This window comes from Aestuariivirga sp. (assembly GCF_046093005.1).
Classification (GTDB): Bacteria; Pseudomonadota; Alphaproteobacteria; order Rhizobiales; family Aestuariivirgaceae; genus Aestuariivirga.
Genome location: NZ_JBJTER010000052.1, coordinates 1 through 17276 on the forward strand (window position 1 = coordinate 1; position 17276 = coordinate 17276).

15 protein-coding genes are annotated in these 17276 nt (G+C 65.9%); 4 read left to right on the forward strand and 11 right to left on the reverse strand.

The genetic code is table 11. The features are described from left to right. Positions 1-309: 309 nt before the first annotated feature. The 11 genes from ACKOED_RS04130 to ACKOED_RS04180 form a co-directional block, all read right to left on the reverse strand. Positions 310-1218 carry a TIGR01459 family HAD-type hydrolase gene (locus tag ACKOED_RS04130; protein ID WP_408915308.1) on the reverse strand — a complete coding sequence of 303 codons (909 nt, stop codon included), beginning with the start codon at positions 1216-1218 and terminating at the stop codon, positions 310-312. Beyond that, positions 1208-2476 carry an FGGY-family carbohydrate kinase gene (locus tag ACKOED_RS04135; protein WP_408915309.1) on the reverse strand — a complete coding sequence of 423 codons (1269 nt, stop codon included), beginning with the start codon at positions 2474-2476 and terminating at the stop codon, positions 1208-1210. The genes ACKOED_RS04130 and ACKOED_RS04135 overlap by 11 nt, the downstream gene beginning before the upstream one ends. Beyond that, positions 2473-3471: a sugar-binding transcriptional regulator gene (locus ACKOED_RS04140; RefSeq protein ID WP_408915310.1), complete on the reverse strand. Its 999-nt coding sequence runs from the start codon at positions 3469-3471 to the stop codon at positions 2473-2475. Before ACKOED_RS04140 ends, ACKOED_RS04135 begins: the two co-directional genes overlap by 4 nt. Before the next feature lie 10 nt (positions 3472-3481). Further along, entirely contained in the window at positions 3482-4540 is a 1059-nt protein-coding gene (locus ACKOED_RS04145; RefSeq protein WP_408915311.1) for a glycerol-3-phosphate dehydrogenase, read from the reverse strand. Continuing rightward, positions 4537-5589, reverse strand: coding sequence for an ABC transporter ATP-binding protein (locus tag ACKOED_RS04150; RefSeq protein ID WP_408915312.1), 1053 nt, complete (start codon positions 5587-5589; stop codon positions 4537-4539). Before ACKOED_RS04150 ends, ACKOED_RS04145 begins: the two co-directional genes overlap by 4 nt. A gap of 13 nt (positions 5590-5602) precedes the next feature. Beyond that, positions 5603-6922 carry an iron-containing alcohol dehydrogenase gene (locus ACKOED_RS04155; protein ID WP_408915313.1) on the reverse strand — a complete coding sequence of 440 codons (1320 nt, stop codon included), beginning with the start codon at positions 6920-6922 and terminating at the stop codon, positions 5603-5605. Further along, a complete protein-coding gene (locus ACKOED_RS04160; RefSeq protein WP_408915314.1) occupies positions 6919-8442 on the reverse strand; it encodes a xylulokinase in 1524 nt (507 codons plus the stop codon). The genes ACKOED_RS04155 and ACKOED_RS04160 overlap by 4 nt, the downstream gene beginning before the upstream one ends. A gap of 72 nt (positions 8443-8514) precedes the next feature. Then, positions 8515-10035, reverse strand: coding sequence for an ABC transporter substrate-binding protein (locus ACKOED_RS04165; RefSeq protein ID WP_408915315.1), 1521 nt, complete (start codon positions 10033-10035; stop codon positions 8515-8517). A 46-nt stretch (positions 10036-10081) separates the two neighbouring features. After that, positions 10082-10990, reverse strand: a complete 909-nt coding sequence (locus tag ACKOED_RS04170) for a carbohydrate ABC transporter permease (RefSeq protein WP_408915316.1) — start codon at positions 10988-10990, stop codon at positions 10082-10084. Further along, positions 10990-11976, reverse strand: a complete 987-nt coding sequence (locus tag ACKOED_RS04175) for a carbohydrate ABC transporter permease (protein WP_408915317.1) — start codon at positions 11974-11976, stop codon at positions 10990-10992. The genes ACKOED_RS04170 and ACKOED_RS04175 overlap by 1 nt, the downstream gene beginning before the upstream one ends. A gap of 209 nt (positions 11977-12185) precedes the next feature. Continuing rightward, on the reverse strand, positions 12186-13508 hold the full coding sequence (locus ACKOED_RS04180; RefSeq protein WP_408915318.1) for an NAD(P)H-dependent oxidoreductase: 1323 nt from the start codon (positions 13506-13508) through the stop codon (positions 12186-12188). Between the two features lie 123 nt (positions 13509-13631). Here ACKOED_RS04180 and ACKOED_RS04185 point away from each other — a divergent pair, with 123 nt between their 5' ends. The 4 genes from ACKOED_RS04185 to mmsA form a co-directional block, all read left to right on the forward strand. Next, positions 13632-15032 carry an FGGY-family carbohydrate kinase gene (locus ACKOED_RS04185; RefSeq protein ID WP_408915319.1) on the forward strand — a complete coding sequence of 467 codons (1401 nt, stop codon included), beginning with the start codon at positions 13632-13634 and terminating at the stop codon, positions 15030-15032. A gap of 95 nt (positions 15033-15127) precedes the next feature. Continuing rightward, complete coding sequence (locus tag ACKOED_RS04190) at positions 15128-15538, forward strand: hypothetical protein (RefSeq protein ID WP_408915320.1); 411 nt, start codon at positions 15128-15130, stop codon at positions 15536-15538. Beyond that, entirely contained in the window at positions 15535-15978 is a 444-nt protein-coding gene (locus ACKOED_RS04195) for a VOC family protein (RefSeq protein ID WP_408915321.1), read from the forward strand. The genes ACKOED_RS04190 and ACKOED_RS04195 overlap by 4 nt, the downstream gene beginning before the upstream one ends. Positions 15979-16055: 77 nt before the next feature. Further along, positions 16056-17276, forward strand: a 1221-nt coding sequence (gene mmsA / locus ACKOED_RS04200; protein WP_408915322.1) for a CoA-acylating methylmalonate-semialdehyde dehydrogenase, incomplete at its 3' end; no start/stop codon positions are given.

The window sequence follows — 17276 nt, forward strand, 5'->3', positions numbered from 1 at the left end:
AAGCCCATCGTGCTGTGAACCTGGCCGTATGTGCGCAACCTACCAGACGAAACTGTCCATCACGAAATCCGGCTGCCGCTTAGGCGTCACCCCGGCGAAGGCCGGGGTCCAGCTTTGACACCAGGAAGCTGGATGCCGGCCTGCGCCGGCATGACGGTGGAAAAAATACAGGCCGGTTCAGTAAAAGCGGAAAGCAGCCCCGGCCTTCGTCCTCTCCCGCGAAGCGGGAGAGGAAGGGGCCCCAACGAAGTTGGGGGAGGTGAGGGAGAAAAGCCCATCTTGCTGTGAACCTGGCCGTATGTGCGCAACCTACCAGACGAAACTGTCCATCACGAAATCCGGCTGCGGCGACAGACTCGCGGCATCGCGGCCCGCCGAAACGCCTTGCAGAACCAGCAGCGTTGAAAAACCGGCGTTGCGGCCACCCGCCACGTCATGCTCAGGGCTGTCGCCGATGCACAGGATGCGCGGCGGATTGCCGATGAGCCTCGCGGCTTCCCGGTAGATCTCCGGATAGGGCTTGCCGATCCAGGTGACCTTGCCGCCCATCTCCTCATAAAGTGCCGCGATGGCGCCGGGCGCCGGCACAAGCCCGTTGGGCGTCAGCATCAACCGGTCAGGGTTGCAGCACAGCGCCGGCAACGTGATGCCGGTGAACAGGCGGCGGTAATCATCAAGCGAGGTGCGCGGCGCGTTGGAGCCCAGGATGAGCATGATTTCGGCCTCGGCCGGATCGGCCACGAATTCGATGCCGCCGAAGCCGTAATCCTCGCCGTCCTTGCCGATGAGGAAAGCCTTGCGGATGCCTGACGCATCCCGCGCTTTCACCGGATCATCTCCGTCATGCCAGCGCAGGCTGGCATCCAGCTTCCCTTTTTCCAAAGCTGGACCCCGGCCTTCGCCGGGGTGACGCCGCGCGGGACGGTGGTCTGGCCCGGGATCGACATGCGCCAGAGCGCGATAGGCCACCTCGCCGGAACTCACCGCGTCGGCGAACAGACCGCGCGGCACGCCCATGCGCACGAGCCTTTCGCGGTTGGCGGCGGCGCGCTTGCCGGAATTGGTCATCACCGCCACCGGAATACCCATGGCCCGCAATTCGCTCAGCACACGGAGGGTTCCGGGATAGAGCGTCTGCCCGTCATGGATGACGCCGAACTGATCGATCAGCATGCCATCGAAACGGGCGGCGATCTCGCGCAGACCGTCAATGCGCATGGCCGGTCCCGCGCCAGGCCAGAAGCGCCGCGCCAACCGCGGCGTGTTCGCTGAGCGATGGCCGCGCCGGCACGCCCAGCGCCTGGAGGCGGATCGCCGTCCAGGCCGCATTCGCCGCACCGCCGCCCGCCGTGCGGATGCTGGCCAGCGGCGAGGCACCCAAAGCCTCAAGCTTCGCATAGGCGTCGGCCTCGATGCGGGCGATGCCTTCCAGCATGCCTTGCAGGAACAGACGGTCATCGGCCGGGCGCGGTTCGAGCCGCGGCGGCAAATCCGGATCGTTCACAGGAAATCTTTCACCTGGCTTGGCCAGCGGATAATAGTCGAGGCCGGTGGGCCGCCGCGGATCAAGAAGCGGCGTCAGGCGCGTCAGCTGTTCCGGGGAAAAATAGCTGGCGAGCACGGCGCCGCCGGTGTTGGAGGCGCCGCCCGCCAGCCATTGCGCGCCGATGCGGTGGCTGTAGATGCCGAAGTCCGGCGCGAATACCGGTTGCAGGGTAAGCAGTTTCAGCGTGAGCGTGGATCCCAACGAGGTGACGCCATCGCCAGGCTCGGCGGCGCCACTCGCCAGAAAGGCGGCGCAGCCATCGGTGGTGCCGGCCACCACCGCCACGTCCTCCGGAAGGCCGAGTTGCCGCGCAATCTTCGTGGCAATTCCCGCCACCATGGTTCCCGCTGGCACGACGCGCGGAAACAACGCCGGGTCGAAACCCGCTGCCGCGATCCAGGCGGGCCATTGCCGCGCCACCGGGTCATAGCCTGACTTCAGCGCATTGTTCTCGTCGGTCACGCCGGAGTGACCGGTGAGGCGGCCCATGATCCAGTCAGCCTGATGGAGAATGCGCGCGCCGCGCCCTTGGATCTCCATCGCGCGGGCCAGCGGCGAGGTTCCGCCGAGCGCCGCCGTCTCGCGCGGGGCGGCGGCGGCGATGCGCGCAAGCTCAGCCTTGCCGCAGGGATCATTATACATCGAGGCCAGCCCGGCGGGCGCCCCGTCATCGCCAATAGCCAGGATGGTGCCCGACGTTCCGTCGACAGCCAGCGCGCGCACGGCGAGCCCTTTCAGGTCCAGCTTGCCGAAGGCGGCCAGCACCGCGTCCCACCACAGCGCGGGATCCTGGCGGATGCGCCCGTTCACCGTGAGGGGCGCGGGGATCGGCGCCGTCGCCATCGCGCGCACCGTCTTGCCCGCGTCGACGGCGGCGATGCGCACGCCCGAGGTGCCGATATCGACGCCGAGCGTTACCTCCGCGCTCAAGGCTGATCCATGGCGAGGATCGCCCGGGCGGTTTGCTCATCGGTGACGATCACATTGCACATGCCGCCCTTCAGCACGCCGCGCAGGGCTTGCACCTTGGCCCGCCCGCCGGAGGCGATGACGACACAGGGAATGTCACGGAGCTTTTCGGGCGGCAGCGCCACCACCCGGGAATTGAGCGGATGATCGACGAGGTGGCCCTCGCGGTCGATCCAGTGGGCGCAGAGATCGCCCACCGCGCCAGCCGCGAGAAGATCATCCACTTCGGCGGGTGAGACCAGGCCGACGCGCGTCATGGTGCAGCTTGGCGACAATTCGCCGACCGACAGAAACGCCAGGTCGACCCTGGCGCCGCGTTCGAAGATTTCGCGCAGCATGGGCTGGGCCATCAGCACATCGCGCGTCGATTGGGTCTCGGTCAGGGCGGGGGCGGCCACATAGAAGCATTGTGCCCCGACGAGGCCCGCCAGATGAGTGGCGGTTTCATGCGGGTTCATGGCCGAGCCACGCGTCAGCCCGCCGAGCAGCGACACCACCGAGAGGCGGTTGAGGCGGCGGCGCGGCACCGATTGGATCGACAGCCGCAGCGTGCGGCCCCAGCCAACACCCACCGACATGCCGTCCTTCAGCCTTGCCGACAGCACGGCGGCGGCGGCGGTGGCGATCACCTGCGGGATCAGCTCCTGGTCCGGTGGCGTGGGAACGACGGTGGCGTCGGCAAGCCCATATTGCTGCCTGAGCTTCTCTTCAATCGCCACACAGGAGGCGAGCCTTCCGGTGATGTTGATCTGCACCAGCCCCTGATCGCGCGCCTGGGCGAGCAGCCTGTTGATGCGGGTGCGGTTGAGGCCAAGCTTCTTGCCGATCTGCGCCTGGGTGAGGCCGGCCACGAAATAGAGCCAGGCCGCCCGGGTGGCCAGCTGCTCTTCATGGTCGATCGCCGCATAGGACGCCGCCGCCACCGGATCGCCTGACAGTGAATCAGCCTCTTCCATGCCCCGCGCCTCAGGCCTGCCGGTGGAAATCCGGCCACGGAATGTCGAGCGGCCGGTCATGGGTGAGCGCGTCGAGCAGCGCGCGGGTGAGCGGCAGCGCCTTTGCGTCAAGCGCGCCGCCAGACATCATCCCGCGCAAGCTTGCGGCGACCGTGACGCCGAGCTCGGCGCCTTCGATGGTGTCGCCCTTCATCGGGCCCTCGCGGGTCTCGCGGTAGGTGAGGCCGCGGCCCAGATTGTTGCCGAGCCTGGAATTGCGGCCCGCCTGGCAGGTGACATAGAGATCGCCCGCGCCGGGCATGCCCCAGACGCTTTCAGCGCTGCCGCCATGGGCCTTCGCCAGGATCATCAGTTCACGGATCGCCTGGTCGAAGATGATGGCCGCGGCATTGTGGTTGAAGGCGCGGTTCTCGGCTGCCGCCATGGTCTCGAGGCGGCCCGCCGCCCAGCCCACGCCGATGGCGAAGAAATTCTTGAAGGCGGCGCAGATCTCAACGCCGTCCACATCGGGAGACATGCGCGGGTGATAGTAGTCCGTCTCCAGCATGGCGCAGAGCGACTGGGCGAAGGCAGGCTGGCGCGCCGTGATCACCGTGCCGGTCTGGCGGCGCACGGCGAGTTCACCGGCGATGCAAGGCCCGCCGATGGCGGCCACTTCGAGCGCTAGGCCGCGGCGGCGCAGCACTTCGGCCGCCACGTGATCAGGCAGCGCCGCAAGCCGCCCCGCTTCCGGCTGCATGCCCTTGGTGATCATCACCACGGGAATGGGCGCGGCAAGCGTCTCGCACAGCCGGTCGATGGCCCAGCCGACGCCCGCCGAGCTGACGCCCAGCACGATCAGCGCGGTATCATGGCCCAGCGCCGATGCGAAATCCTCATGGTGGAAGGCGGCCACAGCCTTCGGCAGCGTCACATTGAGCTTCGGGTGAAGGCCCGTTGCCCGCACGCTGTCGATGATGGCGCGGTCGAGATGCGTGCCAACCAGCCGGACGTCATGGCCGCGGTCGCACAATGGCAGGGTCATCGCCGAGCCCATCACCCCGGCGCCGAGAATGGCGATGACGCTCACACCAGCGCCTTTCCGGACTCCGCGTCGAACAGATGAACCCGGTCGAGGCGGGGGCTCACATCGATGGCGGCGCCCCGGCTCAGCGCCACGCGCTCCTGGGTGATGACGCAGATTTCCTGCCCGGCGAGCTCGGCATAGATGTGCATTTCGGGGCCGGTCGGCTCCACGACATTGACGCTTGCCCGTGCGCCGCCGCCCAGAACAAGATGTTCCGGCCTGATGCCATAGACGACCTTCTGGCCAGGCCGCGCGCGATGCGCGGCGGGAAGCGGCAGCAGCGCGCCATCGGCGAGCCGGAAGCCGCCCGCCGCCACCTCGCCGGGCAGCAGGTTCATCGACGGCGAGCCGATGAATTCCGCGACGAAGAGATTGGCGGGCTTGTCATAGACTTCGAGCGGCGTGCCCTGCTGCTCGATGTTGCCATCGCGCAGGATGACGATCCTGTCAGCCATGGTCATGGCTTCGATCTGGTCATGCGTCACATAGACGGTCGTGGTCTTGAGCCGCTCATGCAGCTCCTTGATCTCGGTGCGCATCTGCACGCGCAGCTTGGCGTCGAGGTTGGACAGCGGCTCGTCGAACAGGAACACCGCCGGATTGCGCACGATGGCGCGGCCCATGGCGACGCGCTGGCGCTGGCCGCCCGAAAGCTCGCGCGGGTAGCGGTCGAGATAGGGCTGGAGATTGAGGATCTTCGCCGCCCACTGCACTTTCTCGTCGATCTCCGCCTGCGGCCGCTTGGCGAGCCGCAGGGAGAAGCTCATGTTGTCGCGCACCTTCATATGCGCATAAAGCGCGTAGTTCTGGAACACCATGGCGATGTTGCGGTCCTTCGGATGCACGTCGTTGACGCGCCGGCCGGCGATGTCGATGTCGCCGGAGGTCACGGTCTCAAGCCCGGCGATCATGCGGAGCAAGGTTGACTTGCCGCAGCCCGATGGCCCCAGCAGCACCACGAAGGCGCCGTCCTCGATGGCGAGGTCGATGCCGTGCACGACCTCGAGGGTGCCGTAGTTTTTCCGGACGTTCTTGATGGTTACCGATGCCATGGGTTTATCGATCCTATTGTTCGTCGCGGTCGAGGAAATCGTCGAGAAGGCCAGCATCATCCGCCAGGTCGAGGAAGGACCAGCGGTTGCGCACGTCGCGGGCATGTTTCATGGCGCCGCGCCACAGTTTGCGGTCGAGGCCCAGCTCCGTCGCGGTGGTGGGCGCGCCCGCCGCCCTGAGCGCCGCTTTCATCGCGGCGGGGTCCATCAGCATGGGGCGCAGTTCCTGGCGAAGCTCCGGCCACAGCGCGGCAAGCTTGCGGTTGAAGGCTTCGGCGCCGGGCCGGTCGAAGGCTTTCTTGCTGGCCTCGGCGAAGCACATGGGGCCGATTTCCGGGCCATAGCGCGCCACGAAATCAGCCTCCGCGATCTGTGTCGCCCTGATCAGCGGCGGCGTATCGAGCGCCAGCAATTCATGATGCAGCCTGGCCATGGCCAGCGAAGCAACACCCACCTGCTGGCCATGCGTGGTGCCGGGGTGCGCGTCGCCAGCGAACATGTCGATCCAGTGCGACACCTGGTGCTCGCCCATCGAGCCATGGTGCGACGTGCCGGTGAAGCACACGCCAAGCCCGCAGAGCGTGAGCACGCGCTGCAGATGGCCGTTGGCGGCCACGTCATGCCTCGCGAGCCCGGCGGCCGAGGCCAGCATCTTCGCCTCTTCGCCCAGGAACAGCGCATAGGGCGCCTGCGAGTAGGACGTGCCGAACAGCCGGTGCGAGGCCCACCATTCCACCTGCGCCGTGGGGCGGCACAGCGAGTCGCCGAGGCCCGCGGCCGACAGCCAGGTGGGCGCGGCCGCCGAAACCTTGAGGTCAAGGAAGATGCCGCGCGGCGCATGGGCGGGGAGCGAGGTCTTGTAGCCATTGGCCAGCGTCACGGAGGCGGTGGTGGCGGCATAGCCATTCATCGAGGCGGCGGTGCCGAACACCGCATATTTGCGGCCATCCTTGAAGGTGGCGTATTTGCAGGTATCGGACAATGAACCAGAGCCGACGGCGACGAGCGCGTCGGCATGGCGGGTCTTCTCCCGCACCATGGCAATCGCGGCTTCATCGCAATGTATCCCGCCCGGCAGCACGACCTCCTCGATGGCGGCCAGTCCTTTCAGGTGCTTCGCCACGCGCCGGCCCATCGCTTCATGGGTATTGGCATCGGAGACGACGGCAAGCCGCTTTCCCAGCCGCAAGGGCGCCAGCAGGTCAGCCTCGCCGCCGTCGAGGTCTTCCGCGATGCGGATCGCCTCGAACTGCACCACGGCCCGCTGGCCGGATACCGGATCCTTCCAGTCGCCGCTCACCACATCGTCGATCAGATCGTTCCAGCCGGTCATTTGCCAGCACTTGCCGAAAAGGCCACGAGCCTGCGGTTCCAGCCGGAGAGCTTGGGCCACAGCTCTTCATAGATGGCGAGCAGCTCAGCGTAGCGGCGGGCGTCCTTGCTCCGTGGACGGAAGGTTTTGGACGGCTTGCCGGACATTCCGCGCGCGGCCTCGGCGACGCTTCCATACCAGCCGGCACCCCTGGCGGCGGCCATGGCGGCGCCGAGGGCTGATGCTTCCGCGGTTTCCAGGCGCTTCACATCCCGCCCCGCGGCATCGGCCAGGATCTGGCACCACAGGTCGGAGCGAGACCCGCCGCCCACCGCGGCGAAATGGGTGATCGGCGAGGTGGCGGCGGCCACCTGGTTGGTGGTCATCGCCTGTTCGAGCGCCACCCCCTCAAGCAGCGCGCGGTAAACATCGCCGCGCCTGTGATTGCCGGACATCCCGGCGATGACGCCCCGCGCCGCCGAATCCCAATAGGGCGTCATCGAGCCGGACCAGTAGGGAACGAGCACCAGGCCATGCGCGCCGATCGGCGAGGCCTTGGCCTCGGCCTCCAGCGCCTTGAAGATTGCCGGGTTCTTCGCCGGGTTCACATTGAACAGCCGCTCCACCATCCAGTTCACCAGGAAGGTGCCGGTGCGGATGGCCGTCTCAAAGGAGAAGCCATCTTCCGCCACGGCCACCAGGGTGCGGAAGGAACGGTCGATTGCGAAATCGCGGCCATAGCTGCCGGACACGGCGGCGGTGCCGAGGTTCACATAGGCGCGCCCTTCAAGAAAACTATTGGCGCCGGCGCCGGCGCATTGTCCGTCGCCGCCGCCGGCGATGACCGGCGTTCCGGCCTTCAGCCCGGTGAGCCGCGCGGCCTGGGCCGAGACCTCGCCCATGATGTCGCCGGGCCTGAAAAGTTCCGGCAGTTGCTGGCGCGTCAGCCGCGCCGCCTTGAGCCATTTGTCCGACCAGTCCATCGCCGCGAGGTCAAGCAGCCCCATCGGATCGGCGGATGCGGTGGAGGTGGCCCAGCGGCCCGTCAGGTAATGGGTCAGCACCCCGTGGACTTCGGCGGTTTTCGCGGTCTTCCGCCACAGCTTGGGCATGTGGGTGGAAAGCCAGCGGCAGCGGTAGAGGCAGGGCGTCACGTCGGGCGGCTTACCGGAGATTTGGTGCACCCTGTCGCCGAGCTCGGACACGATGTCGGCCACCTCGGCCTGGGCGCGCTCGTCGAGCCACAGCGTGCCGGGGCGGAGCGGCCGGTCCTTGTCGTCGAACTGCGCGAAGCTTTCACGCTGGTTGGAAATCGCCAGGCCTGCGATACGGCCGGCATCGACCTTGCGGGTCAGCTGGCGGAGCGCCGAGGTCGCGGCGCCTGTCCAGTCGGACACCTCCTGCTCGAACCAGCCCGGCTTGGGATTGGACAGCGGCACCGGGGCCCGGCCTTCGGCCACGGTCCGGCCGCGCCGGTCGAAGGCGATGGCCTTGGTCGCCGTCGTCGAAGAATCGAGACCGATCACCAGATCGCCCCGCATGAATCACGCCCCCGGTAACATCAGAAAGGAAAATGGAGGCGGCCGTCAGGCCGCCTCCAACACTGGCTAGTCTTAGAGACCGGCTTCCGCGACTGCGGCGTCGATCGACGCGGCAATCGCGTCCATGCAGGCCTTCGGATCGCCGTTGAAGTCCTGGCCGGTGAGCAGCTTGCCGAGGTTGACGGGGATCTCGTTGTTCGAGAACCCAGCCCACAGCGGCATGTCGGGCTCGGAAGCCATCAGATTGTCGATGGTCTCCTTGACCACCGGCAGGTGGCGGGTGGTGCCGGGACCCGGCTTGGCCTTCTCCAGGATGCGCGGATCGGAGTAGGCCGAGGTGCGGACCGGCGCGAAACCGCCGATCGTGGTGCAACGCGCCACGACGTCCTTCGAGCACGCCCACTGCATGAACACCCAGGCGGCGTCCAGGTTCTTCGAATACTTGGACAGGCCAAGAATCGAGGCGCCCTGGTGGCCGTAGTTGGGGATTTCGCCGAAGCCGGCCTGATCGACCGCACGCAGCGCCTTGCCCTTGACTGGGGTGACCGGCATCCACAGGCCCTGCGTCTTCGACTCGGCGGAGTCGACGCCCGGCATGTATTCGGCCCAGCTGTTGACGATGCCGACCTGGCCCGCCACCATCATGGCGCCCTGGCCGTCCCAGGTGGAGTTGGTCGACTCCGGCGGAGCCACCTTCAGCCACTCCTGGTAGAGCGCCAGGCCGCGCACGCCGGCTTCGTCGTTGCCCGCGAACTTCTTGTTGGCGCCGAAGATCGAGCCGCCCTCGTTCCACACCATCTGGGTCCAGTCGCAGTTCAGCGAATAGTGGCCCGACTTGGCCTGGAGGCCGGTGCCGAAGATGCCATTGCCCTTCTCCGCCTCGAAGATCGCCTTGGCGGCGGCGGTGAAGTCCTCGACCGTCTTCGGAACCGCGAGGCCGTGCTTGTCCCACAGGTCCTGACGGTACATGGTGATGAAGATCGGCACGTCGAAGGGCAGGCCGACCCACTTGCCTTCATACTCGGCGAGACCCTTGACGAGGCCCGGCGAGAAGTCGTCGAAGTCGAAGCCCGGCATCGCGAGATCCGGCTTCGACTGGTAATATTCGCGCGGCTCGACGGTGTCCTGCGCGAAGGTCGAAACCCAGGACTGGTCGAGGTAATAGAGGTCGTAGGAGCCGAGCTGGCCCTGCACGTCGAGCGTCGCCTTGGCGAGCACCTGCTCCAGCGGCACGATCTCGATTTCGACGTTGATGCCGGTGGGTTCGATGAACTCCTGCTTGATCTTGTCGAGCACCACGGTGGGCGGCGTCGCTTCCGAGGTATAGCGGATGGTGGTGCCCTTGAACTTGGAGCCCACGTCCTTCAGCCACTGCGTCACCGTGGCGTCCTGCGCCATGGCTTCGGTGCCGATCAGGCTGGTGTCGCCGAAGAAGCCGCGGCTGTTGCCGAGCAGGCCGGCGTTGAACGCCGAGAAGCCGACGCCGGCGAGGCCGACCTTCTTGAGGAACTCGCGCTTCGAGATGCGGCGGGAGGCGAAGGCCTGCGCCAGATCTGCGATATAGGTCTTTCTGTCGTGGTCTCTAAAGCTCATTTGTATGTTCTCCCATGAATTTGAGCTGAAGTTCTCGACCGCGGACTCACTCTTTCAGAGAACCAAGCGTGAGGCCGCGGACCAGATGGCGTTGCACCAGCAAGATGAAGATGAAGCCCGGAATGACGCCGGCCATGCCGAGCGCCGAGATATAGCCCCATTCGTTGCCGGTGGAAGTGACGAAGGTTGAAATCTTGACGGGCACGGTGCGGATGTCGGTGGTGAGCATCAGCGAGATCAGGAACTCCGTCCATGAAAAGACGAAGCACAGCACCGCGCAGGCGGCGACGCCGCCCTTCACCATCGGCAGCACCACTTTCCAGAACACCTGCCAGCGCGTGGCGCCGTCGATCATCGCCGCTTCGTCGACGTCCTTCGGCACGTCGTCGAAGAACGACTTCATGAGCAACAGCGCGATCGGCAGGTTCATCAGCGCATAGATCAGGACAAGGCCCAGATAGCCGAGGAAGATGTTGTTGACGTCGCGCATGCCGAAGTCGCGGTAGATCAGCACCAGCGGCACGACAATCGCCACCGGCGGCATGAAGCGCTGCCCCAGCACCCAGTTGAGGTAAGAGCCCCGGCCGCGGAACGCCATGCGCGACAGGCCGTAGGCGGCGAACACCGCAACCCCCACCGAGACGAGCGTGGCGCCGAGCGCGATGATGATCGAATCGAACAGCGACTGGCGGGAATCATAGGAACCGGCGCCCGCCGAGCCCACCGCAATGCCCTGATCCTCGGCGGTGGCCAGCCGCGACTGGCCCAGCACCGTCACCCGGTAGTTTTCCAGCGTCGGCTCGAAACTGAACCAGTTGATGCCGTCCTTGTCGAAGATGGCATAGTCCGGCTTGATCGAGGTGAGCCCCCACCAGAACAGCGGAAACATGAAGGCGCCGACCACGAGCACGGCGAGAATATCGCGAAGGATGACGCTGGCCTGGGAGCGGTACATCAGAGTTTCACCCTGAAGACTTTCATGAACAGCGTCGAGGTGACGATGATCAGGAACAGCGTGACGAGCGCGATCGTCGAGGCATAGTTGAACACGCCCTTGGTGAAGGCCTCCTGGGTGGCGTAGGTCGGAAGCGTCAGGGTGGCGGTGCCGGGCCCGCGCGCCGTCATGACATGGATGTAATCGACCATGCGGAACAGATCGATGCCGCGGATCAGCACCGCGATGGCGATCACCTTCGACATCATCGGCAGCGTGAGCCTGACGAACATCTGCCAGGCGTTGGCGCCGTCGATGGCCGCGGCCTCGAACGGCTCCTTGGGCAGCGAGCGCAGCCCCGCCAGCATGATCAGCACCATGAAGGGCGTCCATTGCCAGACATCGGCGAGGATCACGCCCATCATCGCCAGCGGCAGGATCTTCACCGTCTCGCCGAGAATGGTGACGGCGAAGGGGGCGGAGCCGTTGGCGAGGATCGGCGGCTGGGTGGGGTCAAGCACGCCGATGGCGTGAAGCCCATGCGCCAGCACGCCGAAAGAGCCGTTCAGCATGAGCAGGAACATCATCGCCGTCACCGCCGGCGGCATGACCAGCGGCAAGGTCATCAGTGCACGGAGCAAGGCGTAGCCGCGGCGCTCGGAATCAAGCAGCAATGCGATGGCGAGTCCCAGCACCAGTTGCAGCAGCAGCGCCACGAATGTGTAGACGAAGGTGTTGATCAGCGCCGTGACCATGTTCGGGTCGGCGAAAATCTTGCCCCAGTTGAACAGCGGGTCGAACACCATCTGGCGGCGGCCCGGCGGAACCCGGTTCACCGACAGCCAGATCGCGTAGAGGAGGGGATAGATGCCGAGCACGATCATCAGCGCCGCCGCCGGGAACAGCCAGGGTATCGGATGCTCGGAGGTCAGCCACCGCGGCAGCCAGGGGCGTCGGCCCGGCGGACCGCCCGCACCCACGGCGAGACCAGCTGCGTCAGCAGGCATCGATGACGTTCTCCCTGGCTTCCGTCTGGCGGGAAGCACTTTTGTTCTTTGCAGATTGCAAAATTTCACGAACTGTAGAGGCAGCGGCCCTCGCGAGTCAACTTAAAGTGCCGTCACCTTTTGGTAGGCGACCGCATCGAAAATGCATCCGGACGGCATCAAAACCGCAACTTTCCGCATGTATTTTGCACCGCGAATCCGGCAGCGATTCAGAGCGCGTGAAAGCGCGTATCGGCCTGGTCGAGGCGGCGGCGGATCTGGGTCACCAGCAGGCTGTCGTCCGGCACGCAATTGTCATAGGTAAGCCGGGTGCCCGCGGTGATTGGCTTCACGACTTTCGCCCCCTGCGCCAGCCCCAGCGGCAAGGCATTGGCGTTGCGCGCCGCGGCGTGGGTCATCGCCCAGGCGCGATAATCGGCTTCACCGATGCGGCCCAGAATCTCTCCGGGGCGAAGGTCGCGCTTGGCAAGCGTCACGGCCTCGGCAACCGGTTGTTGCAGCGGCACCATGTCCGCCTGGCGGTGCAGCACGGCCCGGGCGGCCGACAGCGGCACCTCGAGGCTGGTCAGGTGATAGGGGCGTAACAGCGTGAAATAAGGGCCTTTTCCAACCTTGAGGTCGATCATCCGCTCCTGCAGGCGGGGATGATCGGTGGTGACGATACAGAACACGCCCGGCGCCACGCCCTTGCCGACCGAGTAATCCACGCAACCCCTGCGTGAAAGGAGGCCGCCATCCTCCTTGGGGATCAGCACCGAAGCCAGCTGGTCTCGCGCGGCGGCGGGGCCATGCATGCCGGGCACGTCCGGAACCAGCCCGGTGCAATTGGCGATCGCCACCATCTCCACCATGGTCTTGGAGCCGTCGACGAATTCCACCAGCATGCGCGCATTCATGTTGCGGGCCGCCGCTTCGGCCTCATAGTCGGCCGGAACAGCGTCAAATTTCAATGGGTTATTCTTGCCCTTGCCGGCACAGACAACCTCGAGCCCGATCGACTGCGCAAAGCCGATGAGTTCCAGCGCGGCGGCGGGCTCGTCTCCCGCCGCTCCGGTGTAAACGACGCCAGCGCGGCGGGCGGCCTCGTGCAAATGGCGGCCGATGGTGATGTCAGCCTCGACATTGAGCATCACCACATGCTTGCCATTGGCGATGGCCTCCAGCGCGAATTGCGTGCCGGTGTTGGGGTTTCCGGTTGCATCGATCATCACATCCACGAGGCCCGCGCGCGCCAGGACAGCGGGGTCGGAGGTGATCGCTATCTTATTGTTTTCAATGGCGGACTCTATGGCGGCGGATGTTTCGGCATAGACGGTCTGATCATCGGTGAAGCCGGCCATGGCAGCCGCTGCCTTGGCCTGCGGCGGCCGCATTTCGGCAACCGCCCCCAGCCTCAGGCCCGGCATGCGGGCCAGTTGCACCACGATGTCGGTTCCCATCTGGCCGCAACCGGCGAGACCGATGGTGACGGGCCGTCCCGCCGCGGCGCGGGCTTTCAGTTCGGCAACGAGCGGGGAGACACCGGCGATCACGGGGTTGCTTGCCTTTCCGGCCTTTGAGATTTGCCAATTCTAGACCCTGGCCAAGCACTTGTCATCTGCCAGCAGAGCGGCTTGATTGACGCCGTTGCGGGGAACCGGAAGGCGGAACACAGCATGAGCCAGACCGATCTGCGCGGCATCGCGGTTGTCGATGTCGGCTACACCAACACCAAGATCGCCCTGTTTTCGCCATCAGGCGAGATGGTGGCGGAACGGAAAACCGCAAACCGCCATTTGCCGGGGCCACCCTACCCGCACATCAACCCGGAGCCGATGCTGGCGCTGTGCCGCGGCGCCCTGCCGGAACTCGATGCGATCCTGCCCATCGACGCCATCATGCCCGCCGCCCATGGCGCGGCCATGGCCTGCCTGGACGCGGCCGGCAATCTGGCGCTCCCCATCATGGACTACACCAGCGAACCGCCGGACGCGATCGTTGCCGACTACCAGAACATCATGCCGTCCTTCGAGGAGGCGCTTTGCCCGCTGCTGCCGATGGCCATCACCCATGGGCTGCAGCTCTATTGGCAACAGCGCATGTGGCCACAGGAATTCGCGCGGGTGCGGACCATCCTGCCGTGGATCCAGTATGTGGGCTACCGGCTGTCCGGGGTGGCGGTCACCGAAATATCCTCGATGTCCTGCCAGACGCACCTGATGGACAGCCGCCGCCAGCAGCCCTCGGCGATGGCCCGCAGCCTCGGGTGGGACAGGCTGTTCCCGCCCATGGCCAGGGCCTGGGAGGCGATCGGTCCGTTGCAGGCCGAGTTCCGCGGCGGGCATTTCCGTGGCCGCGGCCAAGTGCTTGGCGGCGTTCATGATTCAACCGGCAACTTCATGCGCTATGTGTGCGCCGGTCTTGACCGTTTCACGCTGGTTTCAACCGGCACCTGGAGCATCAGTTTCAACCCGTCGGCGTCCGTCGATGTGCTCGACCCCGCCCGCGACACCAATACCAACACCGATGTGCTGGGGCGCGCTGTGTGTTGCAGCCGTTTCTTCGGCGGCAAGGAATTCGAGGCGGTGGCCGATGGCGCTCCGGCGGAGGCGGGAGATATCGATTGCGTGGCGGAGCTCATGGCGCGTGGCACCAGGGCCGTCCCATCCTTCACCATGACCAGCGGCCCGGTGCCGGACTCGCTAGGCTCGGGCGTGATCGAAGGTCCACCGCCGTCCGGCGACCGCGAGAAGGCTTCGCTGGCGGCGCTCTATTGCGCCCAGATGGTGTCCGAGCAGCTGGACGCCATCGCCTCGCGGGACGAGATCATCGTCGACGGGCCATTCTCTCAGAACCCCGTCTTGCTGGCGGTGCTGGCGCAATTGCGCCCCGGCCAGGCAGTGAAGGCGTCCGCCCTGCGCGACGGCACCGCCGCCGGCGCCGCCGCCATCGCCATGATCGACGGCGGCAAGCTTCCCAACATCGCCCTGCAACTGACCGAAGTAAAATCCGCAGCTATTTCAGGGCTTTCCGCCTATCATGCGGCGTGGCAGGCGCGCGCCTACCGGCATTCCTGACAAGCTGGCAAGCCTCGCACAAGGATAATTAACCTTACTGCAATCTTAGCCGCGCATGCTGGCGCGGAGTAAGTGTGTGAGGTTGGATCATGGGTATGATTGCATCGTTGGTGGAGACACCGTGTTTCACGCTGGTCTGCCCCGGCTATCGCTCGGCGGTGAGCCATGCCGGAGCCTCGGTGACGGCGGGCAGGCTCGCCCTGGCAATTGGCCCGCAACTGGTCGCCGAACTCGACGACGGCGACCTTGCCGAGAGCTGGGCGGCAACCGCCGAGCTCTCCTCCGCCGAAGCCGAGGAAATGAGCGAGGCGGCCGCCCTGCATCTGATCGAAATGCTTGAGGACGGCCTGTCGGCCGGCGATCTTTCGGAGGCGGTTGTCGATGCGGCGGTGGTGTTCCTGCTCGCCATGAAACGTCATGGCATATCTGATCCACGGCGGATTCCGGCCTGCACGGTGCGCTGGGCCTTGCACGGCGAACGCGAAAAAGTGATGGTCGCATCGTGAAAAAGCGCCCGCCCGATGTGGTCCCGCCGGTGTCGCCGGACGCCTATGGCAAGGCCTTGCGCGGGATCGGTTTCAACCTCCTGGTGCGGGATGTGCCGCGGGCCGTGCGCTTTGCAACCGAAGTCTTGGGCGTCACCAGCTTCCATGATGACGACGATTTCGCGGCCCTTCGCTGGAACGGCGCCGATTTCATGTTTCATGCGGACCACACCTATCGCGGCAACCCGCTGTCCGGCGTGGTGGCCGGCCTCGAGGGGCGCGGGGCGGGCATTGAGCTGCGGCTTTACGGCTGCGACCCGGATGTGGCCGAGGCCAAGGCGCGGCAATTGGGCTTCACCGTGCTGGCGGGCACGCTGGACAAGCCCCATGGCCTGCGCGAATGCGTGATCCTCGATGACGAAGGCTATGCCTGGGTGCCGTCGGTCGCCACCAAAGGCTAAGGATTGACCCTTGCCCGGACGCGGCCCGGCTTCTAGTAGTCTGGCTTCGCATTCATCAGCCAGGCAGGGTTTCGTACATGGTCAAGGACATCGGGCATTTCATCGGCGGCAAGCGCGTGCCGGGCGCCTCGGGGCGTTTCGCGGAGGTCTACAACCCCAACACCGGCGAAGTCTCCGCCCATGTGGCGCTCGCGTCCCAGGCTGAGCTCGACGCCGCCGTGGCCGATGCCAGGGCAGCTCAGCCGGGCTGGGCGGCCAAGAACCCGCAGGTGCGGGCCCGGGTCATGATGCGCTTTCTGGAACTGGCGCGCATCCATGCCGAGGAACTGGCGACCCTCATCTCCGTGGAGCACGGCAAGACCATTCCGGACGCGCTCGGCGACTTGCAGCGCGGCGTCGAAGTGGTGGAATTTGCTTGCGGCATCCCGCATCTCCTGAAGGGCGAATACACCGACGGCGCCGGCCCCGGCATCGACATGTATTCGATGCGCCAGCCGCTGGGCGTCACCGCCGGCATCACGCCGTTCAATTTTCCAGCCATGATTCCGCTGTGGAAGGCGGCCCCGGCGATTGCCTGCGGCAACGCCTTCATCCTCAAGCCTTCGGAGCGCGACCCCTCCTGCCCGATGCGGCTGGCGGAATTGTTCCTGGAAGCCGGCCTGCCGCCCGGCATCCTCAATGTCGTCAACGGCGACAAGGAGGCGGTGGACGGCATCCTCGACCATCCGGACATCGCCGCCGTCGGCTTCGTCGGCTCCACCGCCATCGCGCAATATGTCTATGGCCGGGCCGCCAATAATGGCAAACGCGCGCAATGCTTTGGCGGCGCCAAGAACCACATGCTGATCATGCCGGACGCCGACATGGACAAGGCCGTCGATGCGCTGATCGGCGCCGGCTACGGCTCGGCAGGCGAACGCTGCATGGCGATCTCGGTGGCAGTACCGGTCGGCGAGGCCACCGCCAACCTGCTGGTCGAGAAGCTGATCCCGCGCGTCGAGAAGCTGAAGGTGGGCCTCTCCACCGACCGTGAGGCGGATTACGGCCCGATCGTCACCCGGCAGGCGCTGGACCGCATCAAGGGTTACATCGACCTCGGCATCAAGGAAGGCGCCAGCCTCAAGGTCGATGGCCGCGGCTTCAGGATGCAGGGCTATGAGAACGGTTTCTTCCTCGGCGGTTCGCTGTTCGACAACGTGACCAAGGACATGCGAATCTACAAGGAAGAAATCTTCGGACCTGTGCTGTCCGTTGTCCGGGCCAAGACCTATGATGAAGGCCTCGCCCTCGTGAATGAC